The 20,739-nt window shown below is 65.3% G+C and carries 17 protein-coding genes; 8 read left to right on the top strand and 9 right to left on the bottom strand.

All coding sequences use genetic code 11. From position 1 onward, the window contains the following. Positions 1–51: 51 nt before the first annotated feature. The gene (gene ggt, locus LOY33_RS03210) at positions 52–1,719 is read left to right on the top strand and encodes a gamma-glutamyltransferase (RefSeq protein WP_043860701.1); all 1,668 of its coding nucleotides are present in this window, start codon (positions 52–54) and stop codon (positions 1,717–1,719) included. A gap of 97 nt (positions 1,720–1,816) precedes the next feature. Here ggt and LOY33_RS03215 read toward each other — a convergent pair whose 3' ends face one another. Further along, complete coding sequence (locus LOY33_RS03215) at positions 1,817–3,724, bottom strand: methyl-accepting chemotaxis protein (RefSeq protein ID WP_043860700.1); 1,908 nt, start codon at positions 3,722–3,724, stop codon at positions 1,817–1,819. Between the two features lie 195 nt (positions 3,725–3,919). After that, positions 3,920–4,804, bottom strand: a complete 885-nt coding sequence (locus LOY33_RS03220; RefSeq protein WP_043860699.1) for a neutral zinc metallopeptidase — start codon at positions 4,802–4,804, stop codon at positions 3,920–3,922. Between the two features lie 193 nt (positions 4,805–4,997). On the opposite strand from LOY33_RS03220, the gene pcaH reads away from it, so the two are divergent. Together pcaH and pcaG are read left to right on the top strand one after the other, a co-directional pair. Further along, entirely contained in the window at positions 4,998–5,717 is a 720-nt protein-coding gene (gene pcaH, locus LOY33_RS03225; RefSeq protein ID WP_043860698.1) for a protocatechuate 3,4-dioxygenase subunit beta, read from the top strand. 11 nt (positions 5,718–5,728) lie between these two features. Further along, positions 5,729–6,334, top strand: a complete 606-nt coding sequence (gene pcaG, locus LOY33_RS03230; protein WP_078481790.1) for a protocatechuate 3,4-dioxygenase subunit alpha — start codon at positions 5,729–5,731, stop codon at positions 6,332–6,334. A gap of 6 nt (positions 6,335–6,340) precedes the next feature. On the opposite strand, the gene LOY33_RS03235 is transcribed toward pcaG, so the two are convergent. From LOY33_RS03235 to LOY33_RS03245, 3 genes are all read right to left on the bottom strand, one after another. Continuing rightward, complete coding sequence (locus tag LOY33_RS03235) at positions 6,341–6,811, bottom strand: hypothetical protein (protein ID WP_078481789.1); 471 nt, start codon at positions 6,809–6,811, stop codon at positions 6,341–6,343. 100 nt (positions 6,812–6,911) lie between these two features. After that, positions 6,912–7,823, bottom strand: a complete 912-nt coding sequence (locus LOY33_RS03240) for a LysR family transcriptional regulator (protein ID WP_078481788.1) — start codon at positions 7,821–7,823, stop codon at positions 6,912–6,914. Positions 7,824–7,879: 56 nt separating this feature from the next. Then, positions 7,880–9,598 carry an FAD-dependent oxidoreductase gene (locus tag LOY33_RS03245; RefSeq protein ID WP_258661426.1) on the bottom strand — a complete coding sequence of 573 codons (1,719 nt, stop codon included), beginning with the start codon at positions 9,596–9,598 and terminating at the stop codon, positions 7,880–7,882. A 170-nt stretch (positions 9,599–9,768) separates the two neighbouring features. On the opposite strand from LOY33_RS03245, the gene LOY33_RS03250 reads away from it, so the two are divergent. Beyond that, complete coding sequence (locus LOY33_RS03250; protein WP_043860693.1) at positions 9,769–10,545, top strand: IclR family transcriptional regulator; 777 nt, start codon at positions 9,769–9,771, stop codon at positions 10,543–10,545. Positions 10,546–10,690: 145 nt separating this feature from the next. Then, entirely contained in the window at positions 10,691–11,512 is an 822-nt protein-coding gene (locus LOY33_RS03255) for a sugar phosphate isomerase/epimerase (RefSeq protein ID WP_258661428.1), read from the top strand. Positions 11,513–11,553: 41 nt separating this feature from the next. Here LOY33_RS03255 and LOY33_RS03260 read toward each other — a convergent pair whose 3' ends face one another. After that, on the bottom strand, positions 11,554–12,894 hold the full coding sequence (locus tag LOY33_RS03260; protein WP_043860691.1) for an MFS transporter: 1,341 nt from the start codon (positions 12,892–12,894) through the stop codon (positions 11,554–11,556). Positions 12,895–13,173: 279 nt separating this feature from the next. On the opposite strand from LOY33_RS03260, the gene quiC reads away from it, so the two are divergent. Together quiC and LOY33_RS03270 are read left to right on the top strand one after the other, a co-directional pair. Then, positions 13,174–15,081 (top strand): 3-dehydroshikimate dehydratase QuiC, encoded by a 1,908-nt coding sequence (quiC, locus tag LOY33_RS03265; protein ID WP_054916558.1) that lies wholly within the window; start codon positions 13,174–13,176, stop codon positions 15,079–15,081. Between the two features lie 81 nt (positions 15,082–15,162). Further along, positions 15,163–15,831 carry a TetR/AcrR family transcriptional regulator gene (locus LOY33_RS03270; RefSeq protein ID WP_043860689.1) on the top strand — a complete coding sequence of 223 codons (669 nt, stop codon included), beginning with the start codon at positions 15,163–15,165 and terminating at the stop codon, positions 15,829–15,831. Between the two features lie 75 nt (positions 15,832–15,906). On the opposite strand, the gene LOY33_RS03275 is transcribed toward LOY33_RS03270, so the two are convergent. Beyond that, complete coding sequence (locus LOY33_RS03275) at positions 15,907–16,767, bottom strand: shikimate dehydrogenase (RefSeq protein ID WP_078481785.1); 861 nt, start codon at positions 16,765–16,767, stop codon at positions 15,907–15,909. Positions 16,768–16,936: 169 nt separating this feature from the next. On the opposite strand from LOY33_RS03275, the gene LOY33_RS03280 reads away from it, so the two are divergent. Continuing rightward, positions 16,937–18,103, top strand: a complete 1,167-nt coding sequence (locus LOY33_RS03280) for an alkaline phosphatase family protein (RefSeq protein WP_258661433.1) — start codon at positions 16,937–16,939, stop codon at positions 18,101–18,103. A 108-nt stretch (positions 18,104–18,211) separates the two neighbouring features. Here LOY33_RS03280 and trmA read toward each other — a convergent pair whose 3' ends face one another. Beyond that, positions 18,212–19,297 (bottom strand): tRNA (uridine(54)-C5)-methyltransferase TrmA, encoded by a 1,086-nt coding sequence (gene trmA / locus LOY33_RS03285; RefSeq protein ID WP_043860686.1) that lies wholly within the window; start codon positions 19,295–19,297, stop codon positions 18,212–18,214. Beyond that, entirely contained in the window at positions 19,294–20,589 is a 1,296-nt protein-coding gene (locus tag LOY33_RS03290) for an NCS2 family permease (RefSeq protein WP_043860685.1), read from the bottom strand. Before LOY33_RS03290 ends, trmA begins: the two co-directional genes overlap by 4 nt. Positions 20,590–20,739: the final 150 nt, after the last annotated feature.

The raw sequence follows: 20,739 nt of genomic DNA on the forward strand, positions 1-20,739 counted from the left end.
GGGCATGCGCCTTAATGGTTGTTCGATAAAAACAACACCAAGGAAACCCGCATGCGCACTCTGATGTTTCGAACGCTGACCTTGAGCGCTGCGATCGTCGCCAGCTCATCAGCCTATGCCGTGACGCTGGACGGCGGCGCGGTGGCCGCGCCCGATCAATATGGTGCACAGGTCGCCGCCGACATCCTCAAGAAGGGCGGCAACGCAGTGGACGCCGCGGTGGCCACTGCCTTCACCCTGGCCGTTACCTACCCCGAGGCCGGCAACATCGGCGGCGGCGGTTTCATGACCCTGTACATGGATGGCAAACCCTACTTCCTCGACTACCGTGAAGTGGCGCCCAAGGCGGCCAGCCGCAACATGTACCTGGACGACAAAGGCGAGATCATCGAGAACCTCAGCCTGGTGGGCGCCCGGGCCGCCGGGGTGCCGGGCACGGTGATGGGCCTGTGGGAGGCGCACCAGAAGTTCGGCAAGCTGCCCTGGGCCGAGCTGCTGACACCGGCGGTGGGCTACGCGAAGAACGGCTTCAAGATCGCCGCCAAGCAGTACCAGTACCGCGAAGATGCCCAGGGGCTGTTCAAGGACAGCACCAACTTCAACGACTATTTCGGCAGCATGAAGGTGGGCGAGACCTTCAGGCAGCCCGAGCTGGCGCAGACCCTGGAGCGCATTGCCGACAAGGGTGTGAGCGAGTTCTACCAGGGCAAGACCGCCGACCTGCTGGTGGCGCAGATGCAGGCCGACAAGGGCCTGGTCAGCAAGGAAGACCTCAAGGACTACAAGGCCGTGTGGCGTGAGCCGATGGGCATCGAATGGCGTGGCAACGTGGTCTACACCGCGCCGCTGCCCAGCTCGGGCGGCATCGCGCTGGCGCAGTTGCTGGGCATCAAGGAAAACCGCGCAGCCGACTTCAAGGGTGTCGAGCTGAACTCGGCACGCTACATCCACCTGCTTTCGGAAATCGAGAAGCGTGTGTTCGCCGACCGTGCCGACTACCTGGGCGACCCGGCGTTTTCCAAGGTGCCGGTGGCGCAGCTGATCGCCAAGGACTACCTGGCCAAGCGCGCGCAAGAGGTCAACCCGACCGCCATCTCCGACACCGCCAAGGTGCGCCCGGGGCTGGAGCCGCACCAGACCACGCACTTCTCCATCGTCGACAAGCAGGGCAACGCGGTCAGCAACACCTACACCCTGAACTGGGACTACGGCAGCGGCGTGGTGGTGAAGGGCGCGGGCTTCCTGCTCAATGACGAGATGGACGACTTCAGTGCCAAGCCGGGTGTGGCGAACGCCTTCGGTGTGGTCGGTGGCGATGCCAATGCCATCGAGCCGGGCAAGCGCATGCTGTCGTCGATGGCCCCGAGCCTGGTGACCCGCGATGGCAAGGTCACGCTGGTGCTGGGTACGCCGGGTGGCTCGCGGATCTTCACCTCGATCTTCCAGGTGCTCAACAATCTGTACGACTACAACCTGCCGCTGGAGAAGGCGGTGGCGGCGCAGCGTGTGCACCACCAGTTGCTGCCCAAGGACACTATCTACTACGACGCCTATGCGCCGCTCGATGGCAAGGTGGCCGAGGAACTGAAGAAGATGGGCTACACCCTGGAGGACCAGGGCTGGGAGATGGGCGATATCCAGGCGATCCGGGTGACGGGTTCGGCGCTGGAAACCGCGTCTGACCCGCGTGGACGCGGGGTGGGGCAGGTCGTCAAGTAAGGGCTGACAGCATCGCGGGCCAAGTCCGCTCCCACAAGGTTTCGCTGAACCTGGTGGGAGCGGGCTTGACCCGCGATGGCTACGCCGTCCGATGCGGTCAGACGCGGAAGTGGCTGACCAGCATCTGCAACTGATTGCCCAGGCGCGCCAGCTCGACGCTGGATGCCGCCGTCTCCTGGCTCGCCGCCGCCGTCTGCTCCGACACATCACGCACGTTCAGGATGCTGCGGCTGATCTCTTCGGCCACCGCGCTCTGCTGCTCGGCCGCCGCGGCGATCTGCTGGTTCATCGACTGGATGTTCGACACCACGCGGGTGATGTTCTCCAGCGAGGCACCCGCCTTGCGCGTCAGCTCCACGCTGCTGTCGGTCAGGCTGCGGCTGCCATGCATCACGTTGGCCACCTGCTGGGTGCCGCTTTGCAGGCCCGCCACCAGCACCTCGATTTCCTCGGTGGACTTCTGGGTGCGCTGCGCCAGACCGCGCACTTCATCGGCCACCACGGCAAAACCACGCCCGGCTTCACCCGCCCGTGCCGCTTCGATCGCGGCGTTGAGCGCCAGCAGGTTGGTCTGTTCGGCCACCGACTTGATCACGTCCATCACGCTGCCGATCTTCTGGCTTTCCTGCTGCAACTGGCCCATGGCCTCGGTGGAGCGGTTGACCTCGACCGCCAGGCGCTCGATCTGCGCGATGGCCTGGGCCACCACCTGGTCACCGGCGCGGGCCTGGCCGTCGGCGTCGGTGGCGGCCTCGGACGCCTGCTCGGCATTGCGCGCCACTTCCTGCACGGTGGCCGCCATTTCGTGCATGGCGGTGGCCACCTGGTCGGTCTCGACCTTCTGGCTGTTGACCCCGGCGTTGGTCTGCTCGGTGACCGCCGACAGCTCTTCGGCCGCGCTGGCGATCTGGGTCACGCCGTCACGGATGCCGCCGATCAGGTCGCGCAGGGTTTCGCCCATGCGCTGGATGCCTTGTTGCAGCACGCCCAGTTCGTCACGGCGGGTGACGCGCAGGGTGTGGGTCAGGTCGCCGGTGGCGATCTTCTCCACCACTTCCAGGGTTTCGCGCAGCGGGCGGGTGATCTGGCGGGTGATGATGATCGCCGCCAGCACGCCGAACAGCAGCGCCGCCAGGGTGCTTGCCAGTTGCCAGGTACGCGCCTGGGCACTTTCGAGGTCGCGACGTTGCAGCTGGATGGCGTACAGCTCATCGCTCAGGCGTACGATGTCGTAGCCCTGGGTGGTCATTTCCTTGCGCGCCTCGCCGATCGCCGTGTTGGCGGCCTTGAAGCTGCGCACCGCTTCGGCGTAGTGCAGGGTGGCGGCCTCGAGCGGTCGGGCACGAGCATCGGTGGCGGCCAGTTGGCGGGTTTCGGCCAGGGTGGCGTCGAGCTGGCGGGCGGCGACCTGTTCGGTTTCCGGGGTGAGGTCGGCGATGTAGCCGCGCACCTCGAAGCGGGCCAGCAGCAGGTGCTGGCGTACGGTGGTCAGGCGCTTGAGATGTTCCAGGCGCTCGCTGTCACTCTGGCCAGAGGACAGGCTGTCGGCCAGCAGGGTTTCCATCAGGGCACCGGCCTCATTGGCGGTAACGCCCATGCTGCGGCGCGCTTCGCCACCCTGCTTGTAGGCGCTGCGCATCTTGGCCAGGGACACCTCGTAGGCGGCGACCACCTGTGCCTGTTCGCGCAGCAGCTTGACGTTCTCCGGGCTCTTGAAGGTGTTCAGCAGGTTCTGCTGGCGGGCCTTGAAGGTATCCAGCTTGGCCTGGACATTCTGGGCGAGCTTGTCGTCACCGTCGGCAATCATGTACTGCAGGCGGGCGATGCGCAGTTCGGTGAGCTCGTTGTTGAGCTGGGTGATGTCGCTCATCCAGTTGCTGCGGTCGATCAGACCGCCCAGGCTGGTCCAGCCGGTCAGGGCCAACAGGCCGGTCAGCAGCAGCACCAGGCCGAAGCCCAGGGCGAGTTTCAGGTTGACGCTGATATTGGCAAACCAGCTGTTCATGCGATCCCTCCAGGATTCTGTGCGCTCTTTGATCTAAATCGCTGGAGGTTGTTTTTCTTGGAGGCCAGCTGACGTGAGCTGCCTTTATCGGCGGGATGTTGCAGAGCTGAAACGCTTTTTCTCTAATTCCGACGAAAACCATCAACAAAATGTTTAGGGTGTTTGCGCGAGGCCGCAAACACCCCATTACAGGCGTCAGAGTCTGCTGGCGCCAAAGGTGTCGCACTGGTTGAGGTCGCCCTTGGCGAAGCCGGTCTTGAACCAGCGCACGCGCTGCGCGGAAGTGCCGTGGGTGAACGAGTCGGGCACCACGCGGCCCTTGCTCTGCTGCTGCAGGCGGTCATCGCCGATCGCGTTGGCGGCGTTCAGGGCCTCTTCGATATCGCCCGGCTCCAGCCAGTTATGGCGTTGCTGTGCCTGGTAGGCCCACACGCCTGCCAGGCAGTCGGCCTGCAGTTCCTGACGTACCAGCAGGCCGTTGTCGCCTTGCAGGCGCTGGCCGCTGCGACGGGCCTGGTCGATCCTGGCTGACACCCCCAGCAGGGTCTGCACATGGTGGCCGACCTCGTGGGCGATCACGTAGGCCTGGGCAAAGTCGCCCGCTGCCGCGAAGCGGGTTTCCATCTCCTTGAAGAAGCTCATGTCCAGGTACACCTGCTGGTCGGCCGGGCAATAGAACGGGCCGGTCGCCGACGAGGCAAAGCCACAGGCGGAGTTGACCTGACCGCTGAACAGCTTGAGGGTCGGGTCCTTGTACTGGCGCCCGGCCTGGGCAAACAGGGCGCGCCAGGTGTCCTCGGTGTCGCCCAGGATGCTGGCGACGAACTCGGCCTGTTCGTCGCCGGCCGGTGGTGCCTTGCGCTCGCCGGTGCTTGCCGGCGCGCTCTGTTCGCTCATCTGCCCGCTCAGCTGGCCAAGGATCTGCATCGGGTCCTGCCCGGTCAGCAGGCCGATCCCCACGATCAGTACCACCGCCGTCAGGCTCAGGCCCTTGCCGCCCAGGCGCATGCCACCACCACCGCCGCCTTCACCGCGAGCGTCGACCACGTTGTCGCTGCGCCTGCCTTTTCGCCAGAGCATGAGCGTTCTCCCAAGCTTGAAATATGAAGATAAAGATTAGTCCACCCGGCCCGGCGGCGTCAGCGCTTTGGACATAACCATACGGTTATGGGTTCAAGGATTCTTTTCAATGTTCGCCGGTGCATGCCTCGGCCACACTGCCCATCACTCCTGCCCGTACAGGCCTCCAAAAATCCAATAAGAGGAGAACGGCATGTCTGCACAAGACACCAGTCGTTTCGTTATCCGTGATCGGAACTGGCATCCGAAAGCCCTTACCCCCGACTACAAGACCTCCGTCGCGCGCTCGCCTCGCCAGGCGCTGGTGAGCATTCCACAGTCCGTCAGCGAAAGCACTGGGCCGGATTTCTCCCACCTGAAATTTGCCGAGCACGACAATGACCTGCTGCTGAACTTCAACCACGGCGGCCTGCCCATCGGCGAGCGCATCATCGTGGCCGGGCGCGTGTGCGACCAGTATGGCAAGCCGATCCCGCACACCCTGGTCGAAATGTGGCAGGCCAATGCCGGCGGCCGCTATCGCCACAAGAACGATCGCTATCTGGCGCCGCTGGACCCCAACTTCGGGGGTGTGGGGCGCGCGCTGACCGACAGCGAGGGCTACTACAGTTTCCGTACCATCAAGCCGGGCCCGTACCCGTGGCGCAACGGCCCCAACGACTGGCGCCCGGCGCATATCCACGTGTCGATCAGCGGCCCGTCGATTGCCACGCGTCTGATCACCCAGCTGTACTTCGAAGGCGACCCTCTGATCCCGATGTGCCCGATCGTCAAGTCGATCGCCAACCCGGACGCGGTACAGAGCCTGATCGCCCGGCTCGACATGGCCAATGCCAACCCCATGGACTGCCTGGCCTACCGCTTCGACATCGTTCTGCGCGGCCAGCGCAAGACCCACTTCGAAAACCGCTGAGGAGCCCCGCCATGCCTATCGAACTGCTGCCGGAAACCCCATCGCAGACCGCCGGCCCCTACGTGCACATCGGCCTGGCCCTGGAAGCGGCCGGCAACCCGACCCGTGACCAGGAAATCTGGAACCGCATGGCGCGCAGCGATGCGCCCGGCGAGCACATCCTGCTGATCGGTCACGTCTACGACGGCAACGGCCACCTGGTGCGCGACTCGTTCCTGGAGTTCTGGCAGGCCGACGCGGCCGGGCAGTACCACAGCGAATTCAACCTGGAACAACCGTTCAACAGCTTCGGACGCACCGCCACCACCTTCGATGCCGGTGAATGGACGCTGCATACGGTCAAGCCCGGTGTGGTCGCCAATGCCGCCGGCGTGCCGATGGCACCGCATATCAATGTCAGCCTGTTCGCCCGCGGCATCAACATCCATCTGCACACGCGGCTGTACTTCGACGACGAGGGCCAGGCCAATGCCAAGTGCCCGGTGCTCAACCTGATCGAACAGCCACAACGCCGCGAGACCTTGGTCGCGCGGCGCTGCGAAGTGGATGGCAAGCTGGCCTACCGTTTCGATATCCGCATCCAGGGTGAAGGCGAAACGGTGTTCTTCGATTTCTGAGGCCGCCTAGCGGGGCACCGGGTTCAGGTCGAAGTGGTTGCGCTGGTACTGGAACAGCAGGCAAGGCTCCTTCTTGGCGGTCATCTTGCAACCGCTCTCATGTTCCAGCCCGGCCGGCAACTGGTAGTACGAACCGGCCGGGTACTCGGTCTCGACCAGCTTGCCGTTCTTGTCCTTGATGCGGGCGTAGAACACGCCGCTCATCACCACGGTCGGCAACGTCTCGGTGTGGGTGTGGTAGCCATTGTCCACACCGGGACGGAAACTGACGAAGGCCTCGTAGGCGCCATTGCCCAGGATGTCGCCCTGCACGTTGGCGTAGGTGACGTTGTTGTTGGTGCCCGGTACCACTTTCCAGGTCAGCGCATTTTTCGGCAGGGAGATGAGTGGGGCGGTGCAGTAGCAGACCGCAGCCACGGCGGTAGTGGCGCAAGCTGCCAGCAGCAAGCCGGCGGCGGTAACTCGAAGTGCTTTCATGGTTGAAACCCTCTGATGAACAATCGAAAGAAGGTTAATCAAACAACGAACGCACAAATACGGCAGAAGCAGCCCAGAACCTGTGTGCTTCTTGCACAGATCACATCTTGATTTCCCATCGTGGTTCAGCGTAGTACGCCCGCGCATACTCGACCAATGCCCGAACCTTGGGCGCCAGATAGCGGCTTTGGGGGAACATCGCGTACACGTGCCGGGAGGGCTGCTGCCATTCGGGCAGCACCTGTACCAGGCGCCCGTCGAGCAGGGCGTCATGCACGATGAAGCGGTCGAAGCTGGCGATACCAAGGCCGGCAATGGCCGCCGCACGCAACGCCATCGGCGAGTTGGCGCTCAGCCGGCTGGGCATTGCCACGTCCAGGCGCTGCCCGTCGGGCCCCTGCAGGCTCAGCCGTTGCGGCTGGGCCAGGCGGTTGTAGCCGAGCAACGCATGCTCGCCCAGGGTGTGCGGTTCGATGGGGGCCGGCCAGCGCTGCAGGTAGGCGGGGGCGGCTACCAGCACGACTTCGCTGACGGCCAGTTGCCGGGCCACCAGGTTGGAGTCGGGCAGGTGGGTGGTCACCCGCAGGCACACATCGACCCCTTCTTCGAGCATGTCCACAAAGCGGTCGGTGCAGATGAGCTCCACCTGCAACTGGTCGAAGCGCTCGACGAAGTCCGGTAGCCAGCGCCCCAGCTCCAGTTCACCGAATGCCGTGGCCACGCTCAGGCGCAGGGTGCCTGTGGGTTGCTGCTGGTGTTCGGAAATCTCCAGGCTCATGGCTTCGAGCTGCTCCAGCACCTGCACGCAATGGCGGTAGCACAGTGCGCCGGCTTCGGTGACGTGCAGGCGCCGCGTGGTGCGGCTGAGCAACTGGGTGCCGAGGTGGCGCTCCAGGTTCTTGACCTGGCGCGACAGCACGGTGTGCGATTGCCCGGTCAGGGCCGCAGCGGCGCTGAAACCACCACTCTCTACCACGCGGCGAAACGCCTGCATCGCGCTGATCTGGTCCATGGTCGGCTGGCTTTCATGAAGGAGTCGGGTCGCCAGTCTAGCAGCAGCCGGCGCGCCTACTCGTAGGCACTGGCCCCGGCAATGTGCCGCCCGGCGATGTAGCCGAAGGTGGTCGCCGGCCCCAGATTGATCCCGCCCGCCGGGTAATGCCCGCCCATGATGCTGAGCATGTCGCTGCCGGCGGCATACAGGCCGGCAATTGGCTGCTGCTGTGCATCCAGTACCTGGGCGTGGGCATTGGTCCTGAGCCCGGCAAAGGTGCCGAAGCAGCCCGGCTCCACCTTCACCGCATAGAACGGCCCCTGCTCGATGGGCGCCACGCACGGGTTGGGCCGGTGCAGCGCATCGCCCTGCTTGCGGTTGTAGGGCGTGCTGCCACGGCCGAACTGCGGGTCTTCGCCGTGGCGCGCATGGCGGTTGTAGTCGCTGAGCGTGGCACTCAGGCCCTGGGGGTCGATGCCGCAGGCGATGGCCAGCGCCTCGATGCTGTCGCCGCACTTGAGGTAGCCGCTGCGAATGAAGGGCTCCACCGGCAGTGGGAAGGGCCGGGAGATGCCCAGGCCGTAGCGGCGCTGAAAGGCGTGGCTGCAGATCAGCCACGAGGCCACCTGCTCGCCGGGCGCGCTGGCGACCATTGCGCTCACGTAGTCGTAGTAGCCGTTGGCTTCGTTGACGAAGCGCTTGCCGTTGGCCAGCACACCGATGATGCCGGGCTTGGCACGTTCGATGATGTGCGGGAAATGGCCGAAGCTGCCGTCCTTGTACGGCACTTTCGACACCGGGGCCCAGGCCACCGGGCTTGCCAGGTCGTCGACCACGTGTGCGCCCACGCTCTCGCCCAGGCGCAGGCCATCGCCGCTGGCGCCCAGCGGCGGCAAGGCCAGGTGCTCATGCCCGGTGGGGGTACGCGGGAACAGCGCCTTGCGCCGCTCGATATCGTTGGGGAAGCCGCCGGCTGCCAGCACCACGGCCTTGCGCGCATGAATGCTCACGTCGCCGTTGGCCGTCTGCACCACCGCCCCCGTCACCCGGCCAGCGTTGTGCAGCAGGCGCTGCGCCGGGGCCGATGCCCACAGCAGCACGCCGAGGTCTTCGGCCGACTTGGCCAGGCGCGCGATCAGGGCCACGCCGTTGACCAGCTGCATCGCCCGGCCGTAGCGTGCGAGGTCGAGCAGATGGCGTGCCAGGCGCTTGCCCACATGCAGCAGCGAGCGCCACGAACGGGTCAGGGTGAGAAAGGCGGTAAGGTCTTTGCCGGCCATGATCGGCATGCCCATGAATGAGGTTTCGCGCATCGTGCGGCGCAGCTGCCTGAGCAGCTTGCCGACCTTGCGCCCGTCATACGGGGCGGCGATCACCGAGCGCCCGCCCGTGCCGGCCCCGGGCGTGTCGCCGTGGATATCGGCAATGCCGTTGCCGTCGGCGAACTGCAGGGCGGTATGGCGTTCGAAGAACGACACCATGTGGGGCGCCGCCTCCAGGAACGCATCGATCATCGCCGGTTCGAAGCGTTCGCCCAGTTCGTGTTGCAGGTAGGTGCGCGGCAGCGAACGGTCCTCGACGATGCCGGCGCGCTGTGCCAGCGGGTTGCACGGTACCCACATCCAGCCGCCGGACCAGGCCGTGGCGCCGCCGAACACCGGGTCCTTTTCGACCACGATGACCTTCTGCCCGTGAAAGGCGGCGGTCACCGCGGCGCTCAGGCCGGCAGCGCCGGAGCCGATGACCAGGACATCGCAGTCCACCGGGCGGGAGGTAGGGGTGTGGGCAGTCATGCTGGGTCCTCGCAGTGCGCGCAATTATTATTTTGGAACGAAGTTCCATATTCTATGATTGCACGTCGGCTGCCAAGGCCGTCGCCTGCAAAGTTGGGCGAAGATCGAACAGTGGTTTGCGCTTTGCCCGGCGCTCTTTAGAATCGGCGAAATTTTCAGGGACCGTGACCATGGCCGGCAGTCAGATCGAACGTGCTTTCAGCCTTCTCGAAAGCCTCACCAGCGAGCCGCGCGGGCTGCCGATGCAGACCCTGGCCGAGCAGCTGGACATCCCCAAGAGCGCGACCCATCGCATGCTCGCCGAGCTCATGCGCCTGGGCTACGTGCGCCAGAACCCGGAAAACAGCCGGTACCTGCTGAGCACCAAGCTGGTGGGCATGGGCTTTCGCTACCTGGCCCAGAGCGGTGCCGACATCGTCCAGCCGATTCTCGACCAGTTGGCCGCGCAGACCGGCGAGCTGGTGCGGCTGGGGATCATCGACGGCGAGCGCCAGGTGTGGATCGCCAAGGCCCAGGGCGCCCGCTCCGGCCTGCGCTACGACCCGGACATGGGGCGTGAGGCGCCGCTTTTCTACAGCGCCTCGGGGCATGCCTGGCTGGCCAGCCTGAGCGATGCCCAGGCGTTGCTGCTGGTGGAGCGCCAGGGCGTGGGCCGGCGCGAGGACTTCGGGCCGAACGCGCCGGCTTCCAATGCCCAGCTGCTGGAACGCCTGCGCATGGCGCGGGAACTGGGCTATGCGTGGGTGGTGGAGAGTTCGGCGCTGGGTACGTCGGCGTTGGCGGCGGTGGTACGTCACCCGCAGGATGGGCATGTGGTCGGGGTGTTGAGCGTGGCCGGGCCGACCGCGCGCCTGAACGAGGCGCGCCTGCACGAGCTGGCGCCGGCGTTGCTGGCGGCGGCGGCCGAGCTGTCGGCGGCCAGCCCGGCGTCGGAGCTGTTTGTCTAGACGCTTCGCTGGCAAGCCAGCGAAGCGGCCCTCAGGTAAACCAAGGCAGTTTTGTGGAGCGCAAAGCTGTTTTTTTTGTACTTGCATTGAAATTGGAACTAAGTTCTAAATAATGCAAATACAACAACGCACCCGAGACTCCTCCATGAACCCACGTGTCATGTCCCTGGCCGCCCTCACTGTCCTTGAGCTGTCCCCACCCCGGATGGTCGAAGTCGCCGCCCGGGCCGGCTACAGCCATGTCGGCCTGCGCCTCGAGCCGGCCACCCCCGGAGAACACCACTTCCCGCTGGCAAGCGACGCCGGCCTGCGCCGGCAGACAGCCGAGCGCCTGCGCGACACCGGCATCCGGGTGCTCGATGTGGAGATTCTGCGGCTCAAGCCCGACACCCTGGTCGCCAACTTCGAGGCCCTGCTCGCGGTGGGCGCCGACTTCGGTGCCAGTGAGCTGCTGGTTGCCGGCAACGACCCGGATGAACAGCGCCTGACCGACAACTTCGCGGCGCTGTGCGACCTGGCCGCGCCGTATGGCCTGCACCCGCACCTGGAGTTCATGCCGTGGACCGATGCCAAGGACCTGACCCAGGCCACCCGCATCGTCGAAAACGCCGGGCGCGCCAACGGCTGCGTGCTGGTCGATGCCTTCCACTTCGATCGCTCGGCGTCGCGCCTGGAAGACCTGCGCCGCCTGCCGGTCTCGCGCATCCGCTACGCGCAACTGTGCGACGTGGCGGGCCCGCGCCCCGACGACATGGCCGAGATCCTGCGTCAGGCGCGTAACGAGCGACGTTTTCCAGGGGATGGGGAGTGCGACCTGAACGGGTTGCTGCACAGCTTGCCGGCCGACCTGCCGCTGAGCCTGGAGATCCCCACGCGCCAGTTGCTGGAGCAGGGGGTGAGTGCGCTGCAGCGCGCGCAGTGGGCGCTGGAGAAGGCCCGCAAGGTAATGAACGCCGGCTCCCTGTAGGAGCCAGCGTTGCTGGCGAAGGGCTGCATTGCAGCCCGGGCTTACGCCTCGACTGTCGGGATCCTGCGCGGTGCCATGAAATACATCCACAGCAGCGCGATGAAATACATCGCCGGAATCATGGTGAACAGCACGGTGTAGTTGTTGTTGGTGCTGGTCAGCACATGCCCCACGATCTGGGTCATGAACATCCCCCCGGTGGCCGCGCACATGCCGCCAAAGCCGAACACGGTGCTCATCATGTGCTTGGGCGTGTAGTCCATCACCAGGCTCCAGATGTTGGCGGTCCAGGCCTGGTGCGCGGCAATCGCCAGGGAGATGGCCAGTACCGCCACCCACAGGCTGCTGGCGCCTGCGGCGAAGATCACCCCGACGATGGTGGTGGCGAACAGCAGCATCGACAGCAGCCGCGCCTTCACCGGCGCCATGCCGCGGCCGATCATGAACGAGGACAGGATCCCGCCACCCACGCTGCCGAAGTCGGCACTGAGGTAGATCACGATCAGCGGGATGCCCATCTGCGTGACGCTGATGCCCAGGTTGTACTGCTGGTTCAGAAACGGCGGCAGCCAGTACAGGTAGAACCAGAACACCGGCGCGGTGATCGAGTAGGCCAGGGCAAAGGCCCAGGTGCCACGCATGCGCAGGATACGGGTGAACGGCACGGCCGCCTGTTCAGGCTCGACCTCGCTCTGGATGTACGCCAGTTCCGCCTTGCTCACGCTCGGGTGGTTTTCCGGGTTGAAGTACTTCAGGCCCCAGAACGTGGCCCACACCAGGCCCAGCGCGCCCATGGCCATGAACGCCGCCTGCCAGCCCCACACAGTGAGGATCAGCGGCAGCAGCATCGGGGTGAACATGGCGCCGACGTTGGTGCCGGCGTTGAAGATGCCGGTGGCCACCGCCCGCTCGCCCGCCGGGAACCACAGCCGGGTGGTCTTCACGCAGGCCGGGTAGTTGGCCGCTTCGGTCAGGCCGAGGATGAAGCGACAGACCATGAAGCCCACCGCCGAGGTGGCCAGGCCGTGGGCGCCAGTGGCCAGGCTCCACAGCAGCACCGCGCAGAAGAACACGCGCTTGACGCCGATGCGGTCGATCAGCCGGCCCTGCAGCACGAAGCCGATGGCGTAGCCCACCTGGAACCAGAAGTTGATGTTGGCGTAGTCCATCGCCGTCCAGCTCATTTCCTTGGCCAGGATCGGCTGCATCACGCCCAGTGCGGCGCGGTCGATGTAGTTCAGGGTGGTGGCGAAGAATACCAGCGCCAGCATCACCCAGCGGGTCTTGCCGACGCCCATGGCGCCACGGATCTTGTCGCCGATACCGGCGTGCGGGGTACTGGCCGATGGCTGGGCCAGGGGAGTGCTTTGGCTGTGGATCATGTGGTGATTACCCGTATTTTTATGTTTATGGGTCAAGCCAGGATGACACGCGGTACACCAGTCGACTACGGCAGGTTCGTCGGTGCTTTTGGCAAGATGCTCGTCTGCCCGGTGGTAAGAAATGGTGCGCATTGGTCAAAAAAGGGTCAATTGATCTGGGCGGGTACTGGGCGATAATCGCACACAAAACTAACCAGTTCGTACCTTTTGATTGAGCTAGGATAAACCCCAGCCAATAATTCGTGCAGCTGGGCACTGCCTGCCCGTTGGAGCCTGAAGATGCAGCGTTCGATTGCCACCGTGTCCCTGAGCGGCACCTTGCCGGAAAAACTCGAAGCCATTGCCGCCGCCGGATTCGACGGCGTGGAGATCTTCGAAAACGACCTTCTCTACTACGACGGCAGCCCCCGCGAGATCCGCCAGCGCTGCACCGACCTGGGGCTGGACATCACCCTTTTCCAGCCGTTTCGCGATTTCGAGGGCTGCCCGCGCGGGCGCCTGGCGCGCAACCTGGAGCGCGCCGAGCGCAAGTTCGAACTGATGCAGGAACTGGGCACCGACCTGGTGCTGGTGTGCAGCAACGTGTCGGCCGACGCGCTGGGCGGCCAGCAACTGCTGGTCGACGACCTGAGCCTGCTGGCCGAGCGGGCCGCCGCCCACGGTGTGCGCATCGGCTACGAGGCGCTGGCCTGGGGGCGGCACGTGAACACCTGGCAGCAGGTGTGGGACATCGTGCGCCAGGCCGATCACGCCAACCTGGGCATGATCCTCGACAGCTTCCACACCCTGTCGCTCAAGGGCGACCCCAGCGCCATCGCGCAGGTGCCGGGGGACAAGATCTTCTTCGTGCAGATGGCCGATGCGCCGATCCTGGCCATGGATGTGCTGGAGTGGAGCCGGCATTTTCGCTGCTTCCCGGGGCAGGGCGAGTTCGACCTGCCGGGGTTTCTGGCGCCGATTCTGCAGGCCGGCTATCGCGGGCCGCTGTCGCTGGAGATCTTCAACGACGGTTTTCGTGCCGCGCCGCCACGGGCCAATGCCGCCGACGGCCTGCGTTCGCTGCTGTACCTGGAGGAAAAGACCCGTCAGTTGCTCGAACGCACCGCACCGCTGGCCGACCCCGAGCTGCTGTTCGCGCCGCCGCCGGCCAGCAGCTGCGATGGCATCGAGTTTCTCGAGTTTGCGGTCGACGACGCCTCGGGCGCCAAGCTGGGCAACTGGCTCGAAGGCCTGGGCTTTGCCCGTGCCGGCAAGCATCGCTCGAAGAATGTGAGCCTGCTGCGCCAGGGCGAGATCAACCTGATCCTCAACGCCGAACCCTATTCGTTCGCGCACAACTTCTTCGAAAGCCACGGCCCGTCGCTGTGCGCCACGGCGATCCGGGTCAGGCACAGCGCCCAGGCGCTGGCCAGGGCGGTGGCCTATCACGGCCAGCCCTATCGTGGCCTGGTGGGGCCCAACGAACGTGAGCTGGCAGCGGTACGCGCCCCCGACGGCAGCCTGATCTACCTGGTGGACCAGGGCGCGGACGGGCGCACCATCTACGACACCGACTTCAGCCTCAGCGAGCAACCGGCCCATGGCCTGGGCCTGACCCGCATCGACCACATGGCACTGGCCCTGCCGGCCGACAGCCTGGACAGCTGGGTGCTGTTCTACAAAAGCCTGCTCGACTTCAGCGCCGATGACGAGGTGGTGCTTCCCGATCCCTATGGCCTGGTCAAGAGCCGCGCCCTGCGCAGCCAGTGCAGTTCGATCCGGCTGCCGTTGAACATCTCCGAAAACCGCAACACTGCGATTGCCCACGCGCTGTCCAACTACCGCGGCTCGGGCGTGCATCACATCGCCTTCGACTGCCAGGACATCTTCGCCGCCGTCAAGCGCGCCAAGGAAGCCGGTGTGGCGCTGCTCGATATCCCGCTGAACTACTACGACGACCTGGCGGCCCGGTTCGACTTCGACGATCAGTTCCTGAGCGAGCTGGCCTACTACAACGTGCTGTACGACCGTGATGCCCAGGGCGGCGAGCTGTTCCACGTGTACACCGAGCCGTTCGAGGAGCGCTTCTTCTTCGAGGTGCTGCAGCGGCGCAATGGCTACAGCGGTTACGGCGCGGCCAACGTCGCGGTGCGCCTGGCAGCGATGGCCAAGGCGCGCAGCGGCGGGCTGCGGCATGCCAAGCTGTAACGTGTCAGCGCCCGTCAGGCTTTCTTCTGGCGCACCCCGGGGCCATAATCGCGCGGTTAACCGACTGGTCAAGAGCCCCGTATGACGACAACTCCAGCACCCTTGGCGGCACCTGCCGAGGCGCCGCGCAAGAGCCGCAAGAACAATCCTGAGAAAACCCGCGAGAACATTCTGCAGGCGGCCATCAGCGAGTTCGTGCAGCAAGGCCTGGCCGGTGCCCGGGTCGATGCGATCGCCGAGCGCACCCAGACCTCCAAGCGCATGATCTACTACTACTTCAACAGCAAGGAGCAGCTGTATGTGGAGGTGCTGGAGAAGCTTTACGGCGATATCCGCAGCACCGAAAGCAACCTGCACCTGGCTGAACTGGAGCCGCGCCAGGGCATTCGCCGGCTGATCGAATTCACCTTCGATCACCATGATCGCAACGTCGACTTCGTGCGTATCGTGTGCAACGAAAACATGCACCACGGCGAGTACGTCAAGCAGTCGGCCGCGATCCGCTCGATGAACAAGACGGTGCTCACCGCGCTGGACGAGATACTCCAGCGCGGGGCTGCCGAGGGGGTGTTCCGCCAGGGCCTGACGGCGCTGGACGTACACCTGCTGATCAGCTCGTTCTGCTTCTATCGCGTGTCCAACCGGCACACCTTTGGCGAGATCTTCCAGGTGGATTTCGAGGACAAGGCGCTCAAGGACAAGCACCGCGAGATGATCTGCGAGTCGGTGCTGCGCTACCTGCAGGCGTGATGCCGGGGAGCCTCCAGTCGCCGGCAGGGCCGGCACCTGCGGGTTGACCACCCTGTACAGGTGCCGGCTAAGCGTTCAATCCCCCAGGCTGTTGAAGTGCCCGATCATGCGCTGTGCATCCGGCACCACGCCGCTGAACAGCTCGAAGGCCTTCACCGCCTGAAACACCGCCATGTTGGCCCCGTTGAGCGTGCGGCATCCCAGTGCCCGCGCCTCGCGCAGCAATTGGGTCTCCAGCGGGAAGTACACGATCTCGGCCACCCACATTTCGGCGCGCAGCAGCGCCCTGGGCACCGGCATGCCCGGCAGCTTGGCCATGCCCATGGGGGTGGTGTTGACCAGCCCGCAGGCCTGGCCCATGGCCGCTTGCAGGTCATGCCCGCAGCGTGCCGGGCTGCCCTCGAAATGCTGGTTGAGGTTGTCTGCCAGTGCCTGGGCCCGGGCGGGCTCCACATCGAAGAGCGTCAGCTGGGCCACCCCTTCGCTGAGCAGCGCATGGGCCACCGCGGCACCCGCACCGCCTGCCCCCATCTGCACCACATGACGACGTGAAACATCACCCAGGCCACGCCTGAAGCCCTCGGCAAACCCCAGGCAGTCGGTGTTGTGGCCGATGCGTCGACCGTCCTTGAGCACCACGGTGTTCACCGCGCCGATACCACGCGCCTCGGGCGACAGCTCGTCGAGCAGGGGCACGATCGCCTGCTTGCACGGGAAGGTGATGTTGAGCCCGGTAAAGCCCATGTACTCGGCCGCGGTCAGCAGTTCTTCGAGGGCGCTGCTGTCCAGCTTCAGCTGGTCCAGGTCGATCAGCCGGTACAGGTAGTTGATGCCCTGGGCGGCGCCTTCGTGCTCGTGCAGGGCCGGGGTACGCGAGGCCTGGATGCCGGCGCCGATCAGGCCGGCGAGAATGCCGGAAGGGGGGGCCAAACTCATCGGTAAAACTCCATTGTTGTTCTTGGCAGGGGGGAGGGAGCGTCACGACTAAAATGTACTGACTGGTTAATAGGGTCAATCGGGACGGGCCGTGCATTGATCGTTTCTGTTCGCTGATCGAACAAGCTGTGCTAAACCTGTTGTTTTGCACGGCACCACGGAGGGCGACATGGCGGCGCAGTTCGAAGAGATGCGGGACGTTCACGACACCTGGCCGGGCCTGGCCAGCCTGACCCAGTCTGTTTTCGCCGGGTTGGGCGCCAGGGGCTTCAGGAATCCGTTCCGGCTCGAGCGCTCTACAGCCACCTGCCTGCTGTTGATCGATGGCTTGGGCTGGAACCTGCTCAAGGCGCACGCCGAGCATGCACCGTTCCTGGCCGCGCTGATGCAGCCCGACAGCCATTTCAAGGTCGGCTTCCCGGCCACCACTGCCGCCAGCCTGGCCGCCGTGACCTCCGGCATGGGCAGCGGTGCGCATGGCATCGTGGGCTGCGATTTCGCCCTGGATGCACATTCGGTGTTCTCGCCGCTGTCATGGACCACTGCGGCCGCGCAGACGGGCAGCGTGCCGACCGCGGCGCCTGTCGCGGCCTCCTTCATCGTGCCGCAGACCGCCTGGGAAGACGCGGCCGCCCAGGGCGTACAGATCAGCACGGTCATGCTCGGGCGCTTTGCCGACTCGGACTTCACCCGTGCCATCTACAAGGCCGGCGGCATCCTTGCCGCGCCGGCCTACGATGCCTATCCCGAGTTGGTGCGTAGCGCACTGGAGGTGGAGGCGCCAGCCTTCTGCTTTGCCTATTTCGGTGACCTGGACTTTGCCGGGCACCTGTATGGGCCGGGCTCGCCCGACTGGTGCAGGCAACTGGAGATTGCCGATCAGCTGGCCCGCGACATTGCCGGGCGCCTGCCGCGCTCGGCGCGCATGCTCGTGATTGCCGACCACGGCATGCTCGACCTGGACCGCGCCCAGGTGCATGACTTCGATACCGACAGTGCCTTGCAGGACGGGGTGCGGGCGATGGCCGGGGACATCCGGGCGCGCTACCTGTACACCCACGAGCGTCAGCAGGACCGCGTGCACGAGCGCTGGCAGAACCGCCTGGGGGATGAATACCGGGTGTTGAGCAAGGCCCAGGCGATTGGCGCGGGGTTGTTCGGGGACGTGATGCTGAGCCAGGCCGAGGGGCGTATCGGGGACCTGATCGTGGTTCCGACCGGGGCCGGCGGGATCATTCGCAGCGTGGAGGAGAAGCACCCCAGCCAGTGGCGCGGGCACCATGGGGCGTTGACGGACGCGGACCAGGTGGTGCCGCTGTTGATGTACTCAGATTAGGGCCATCGCGGGTCAAGCCCGCTCCCACAGGTACCCCACTGCCCTTCAGAGCCGTGACATTCCTGTGTGAGCGGGCTTGACCCGCGATAGAACACCGCCGATCCGGGCCTAGCGCCGAACCAGCAGCACCCCGCTTTCCATATGGTGCGTATACGGGAACTGGTCAAACAGCGCACACCGCTCGATACGGTGCGTATCGCTCAACTGCTCGATGTTCGCCGCCAGTGTCTCGGGGTTGCACGAGATGTACAGGATGTTATCGAAGCGCCGGGTCAGCTCGCAGGTGTCCGGGTCCATGCCCGCGCGCGGCGGGTCGACGAACACGCTGCCAAAGGCATAGCTTTTCAGGTCGATGCCTTCCAGGCGCCGGAACGGCCGCACCTCGTTCAGGGCCTCGGTCAGCTCTTCGGCCGACAGGCGCACCAGGCGCACGTTATCCACGCCGTTGTCGTCCAGGTTGTGCAACGCGGCGTTCACCGAGGTCTTGCTGATCTCGGTGGCCAGCACCTTGCGCACCCGCGTGGCCAGCGGCAGGGTGAAGTTGCCGTTGCCGCAGTACAGCTCCAGCAGGTCGTCCTCGCGCTCGCCCAGGGCCTCGTAGGCCCAGTTGAGCATCTTCTGGTTCACCGTGCCGTTGGGCTGGGTGAACGCGCCTTCTGGCTGGCGATAGCGGAAAGTGCGCCCGCCCACGGCCAGCTCTTCAACCGCATAGTCACGGCCGATCACCACGCGCTTGCCCTTGGAGCGCCCGATGATGCTCACGCCCAGGTCGGTCGCCAGTTGCCGGGCAGCGGCTTCCCAATGCTCGTCCAGTGGACGGTGGTAGCACAGGGTGATCATCGCGTCGCCCGCCAGGGTGGTCAGGAACTCCACCTGGAACAGCTTGAAGCTCAGCGCCGAACTGGCCTGCCACGCCGCCTTGAGCTGCGGCATCAACTGGTTGATGCGCTGGCTGGCGATGGGGAAGTCGTCGATCAGGATCGCCTGGTGCTTTTCACCCGGGGCGAACATCGCGTAGTGACGCTGCTCGTTCTCGCGCCACAGGCGAAACTCGGCACGCAGGCGGTAATGCTCGCGCGGCGAGTCGAACACCGCCGGCTCCGGTGCGCCGAATGGCGCCAGCAGTGCGCGCAGGCGCTCGACCTTGGCCTCAAGCTGCGCGGTGTAGGTAGTCGGGTCGTAGACGGAACTCATGCGGCGTACCAGCCCAGCTTGATCACGAACAGGATGGAGAGCACCACCAGCGCCGAGTTCAGTTCATGCCGGCGGCCCGAGATCAGCTTGATCACGGTCCAGGAGATGAAGCCGAAGGCGATGCCGTTGGCAATCGAATAGGTCAGCGGCATGGCCAGCGCGGTGACCACCACCGGGGCGGCCTCGGTCACGTCGTCCCAGTTGATTTCCGCCAGGCCCGAGGCCATCAGCACGGCGACGAACAGCAGTGCAGGCGCGGTTGCGAAGGCCGGCACGCTGCCGGCCAGCGGGGCGAAGAACAGTGCCAGCAGGAACAGCCCAGCCACCACGATGGCGGTCAGCCCGGTGCGTCCGCCGGCACTCACGCCGGCCGCCGATTCGATATAGCTGGTGGTGGTCGAGGTGCCCAGCAGCGAGCCGGCCATGGCCGCGGTGCTGTCGGCGATCAGGGCGCGGCCCATCTTCGGCATGTGGCCGTCCTTGCCCATCAGCCCGGCGCGCTTGGCCACGCCGATCAGGGTGCCGGAGTTGTCGAACAGGTCGACGAACAGGAAGGCGAAGATCACGCTGATCAGGCCGACATCCAGTGCGCCCTTGATGTCCAGCTGCAGGAAGGTCGGGGCCAGCGAGGGCGGCATCGACACGATGCCGTTGAACGGGGTGTAGCCCAGGCCGATGGAGGCGACGGTGACCGCCAGGATGCCGATCAGCACGGCGCCGCGTACCTTCATCGCCTCGAGCGCGACGATCAGGAAGAAGCCCAGGGTGGCCAGTACCGGTGCCGGGTTGCGCAGGTCGCCCAGGCCCACCAGGGTGGCCGGGTTGTCGACCACGATGCCGGCGTTGTGCAGGGCGATCAGCGCCAGGAACAGGCCGATGCCGGCGGCAATTGCCGAACGCAGCGGCAGCGGAATGCTGTTGACGATCCATTCGCGGATGCGAAAGATCGACAGCAGGAAGAACAGCACTGCCGAAATGAATACCGCCCCCAGTGCCACCTGCCAGGTGTGGCCCATGTGCAGCACCACGGTGTAGGTGAAGAAGGCGTTCAGGCCCATGCCCGGCGCCAGCGCGATCGGGTAGTTGGCGATCAGCCCCATCACCGCCGAACCGATGGCGGCAGCCAGGCACGTGGCGACGAAGATCGCGCCCTTGTCCATGCCGGTCTCGCCGAGGATGCTCGGGTTGACGAACAGGATGTAGGCCATGGCCAGGAAGGTGGTGACCCCCGCCAGGATTTCGGTGCGCACGTTGGTATTGTGCGCTTTCAGTTGAAACAGCCTTTCCAGCATGCCAGCTCCCCGTGGCGCACTGCGGCGCCTTGAATGTTCGACCCCATCAGCAAAGCACAGACTGTACCGGACACGGGGTGCCGGACTGAGTGATTTTTGAATGGGCCGCAAAAAAGCCGCGCATCATATCAGCAAGACCGCCACTTTTGG

Source organism: Pseudomonas sp. B21-036 (assembly GCF_024748925.1).
Lineage (GTDB): Bacteria > Pseudomonadota > Gammaproteobacteria > Pseudomonadales > Pseudomonadaceae > Aquipseudomonas > Aquipseudomonas palmensis.

Coding starts and splice junctions, on each gene's coding strand:
- ggt (WP_043860701.1), top strand. CDS start 52: ATGCGCACTCTGATGTTTCGAACGCTGACCTTGAGCGCTGCGATCGTC.
- LOY33_RS03215 (WP_043860700.1), bottom strand. CDS start 3,724: ATGAACAGCTGGTTTGCCAATATCAGCGTCAACCTGAAACTCGCCCTG.
- LOY33_RS03220 (WP_043860699.1), bottom strand. CDS start 4,804: ATGCTCTGGCGAAAAGGCAGGCGCAGCGACAACGTGGTCGACGCTCGC.
- pcaH (WP_043860698.1), top strand. CDS start 4,998: ATGTCTGCACAAGACACCAGTCGTTTCGTTATCCGTGATCGGAACTGG.
- pcaG (WP_078481790.1), top strand. CDS start 5,729: ATGCCTATCGAACTGCTGCCGGAAACCCCATCGCAGACCGCCGGCCCC.
- LOY33_RS03235 (WP_078481789.1), bottom strand. CDS start 6,811: ATGAAAGCACTTCGAGTTACCGCCGCCGGCTTGCTGCTGGCAGCTTGC.
- LOY33_RS03240 (WP_078481788.1), bottom strand. CDS start 7,823: ATGGACCAGATCAGCGCGATGCAGGCGTTTCGCCGCGTGGTAGAGAGT.
- LOY33_RS03245 (WP_258661426.1), bottom strand. CDS start 9,598: ATGACTGCCCACACCCCTACCTCCCGCCCGGTGGACTGCGATGTCCTG.
- LOY33_RS03250 (WP_043860693.1), top strand. CDS start 9,769: ATGGCCGGCAGTCAGATCGAACGTGCTTTCAGCCTTCTCGAAAGCCTC.
- LOY33_RS03255 (WP_258661428.1), top strand. CDS start 10,691: ATGAACCCACGTGTCATGTCCCTGGCCGCCCTCACTGTCCTTGAGCTG.
- LOY33_RS03260 (WP_043860691.1), bottom strand. CDS start 12,894: ATGATCCACAGCCAAAGCACTCCCCTGGCCCAGCCATCGGCCAGTACC.
- quiC (WP_054916558.1), top strand. CDS start 13,174: ATGCAGCGTTCGATTGCCACCGTGTCCCTGAGCGGCACCTTGCCGGAA.
- LOY33_RS03270 (WP_043860689.1), top strand. CDS start 15,163: ATGACGACAACTCCAGCACCCTTGGCGGCACCTGCCGAGGCGCCGCGC.
- LOY33_RS03275 (WP_078481785.1), bottom strand. CDS start 16,767: ATGAGTTTGGCCCCCCCTTCCGGCATTCTCGCCGGCCTGATCGGCGCC.
- LOY33_RS03280 (WP_258661433.1), top strand. CDS start 16,937: ATGGCGGCGCAGTTCGAAGAGATGCGGGACGTTCACGACACCTGGCCG.
- trmA (WP_043860686.1), bottom strand. CDS start 19,297: ATGAGTTCCGTCTACGACCCGACTACCTACACCGCGCAGCTTGAGGCC.
- LOY33_RS03290 (WP_043860685.1), bottom strand. CDS start 20,589: ATGCTGGAAAGGCTGTTTCAACTGAAAGCGCACAATACCAACGTGCGC.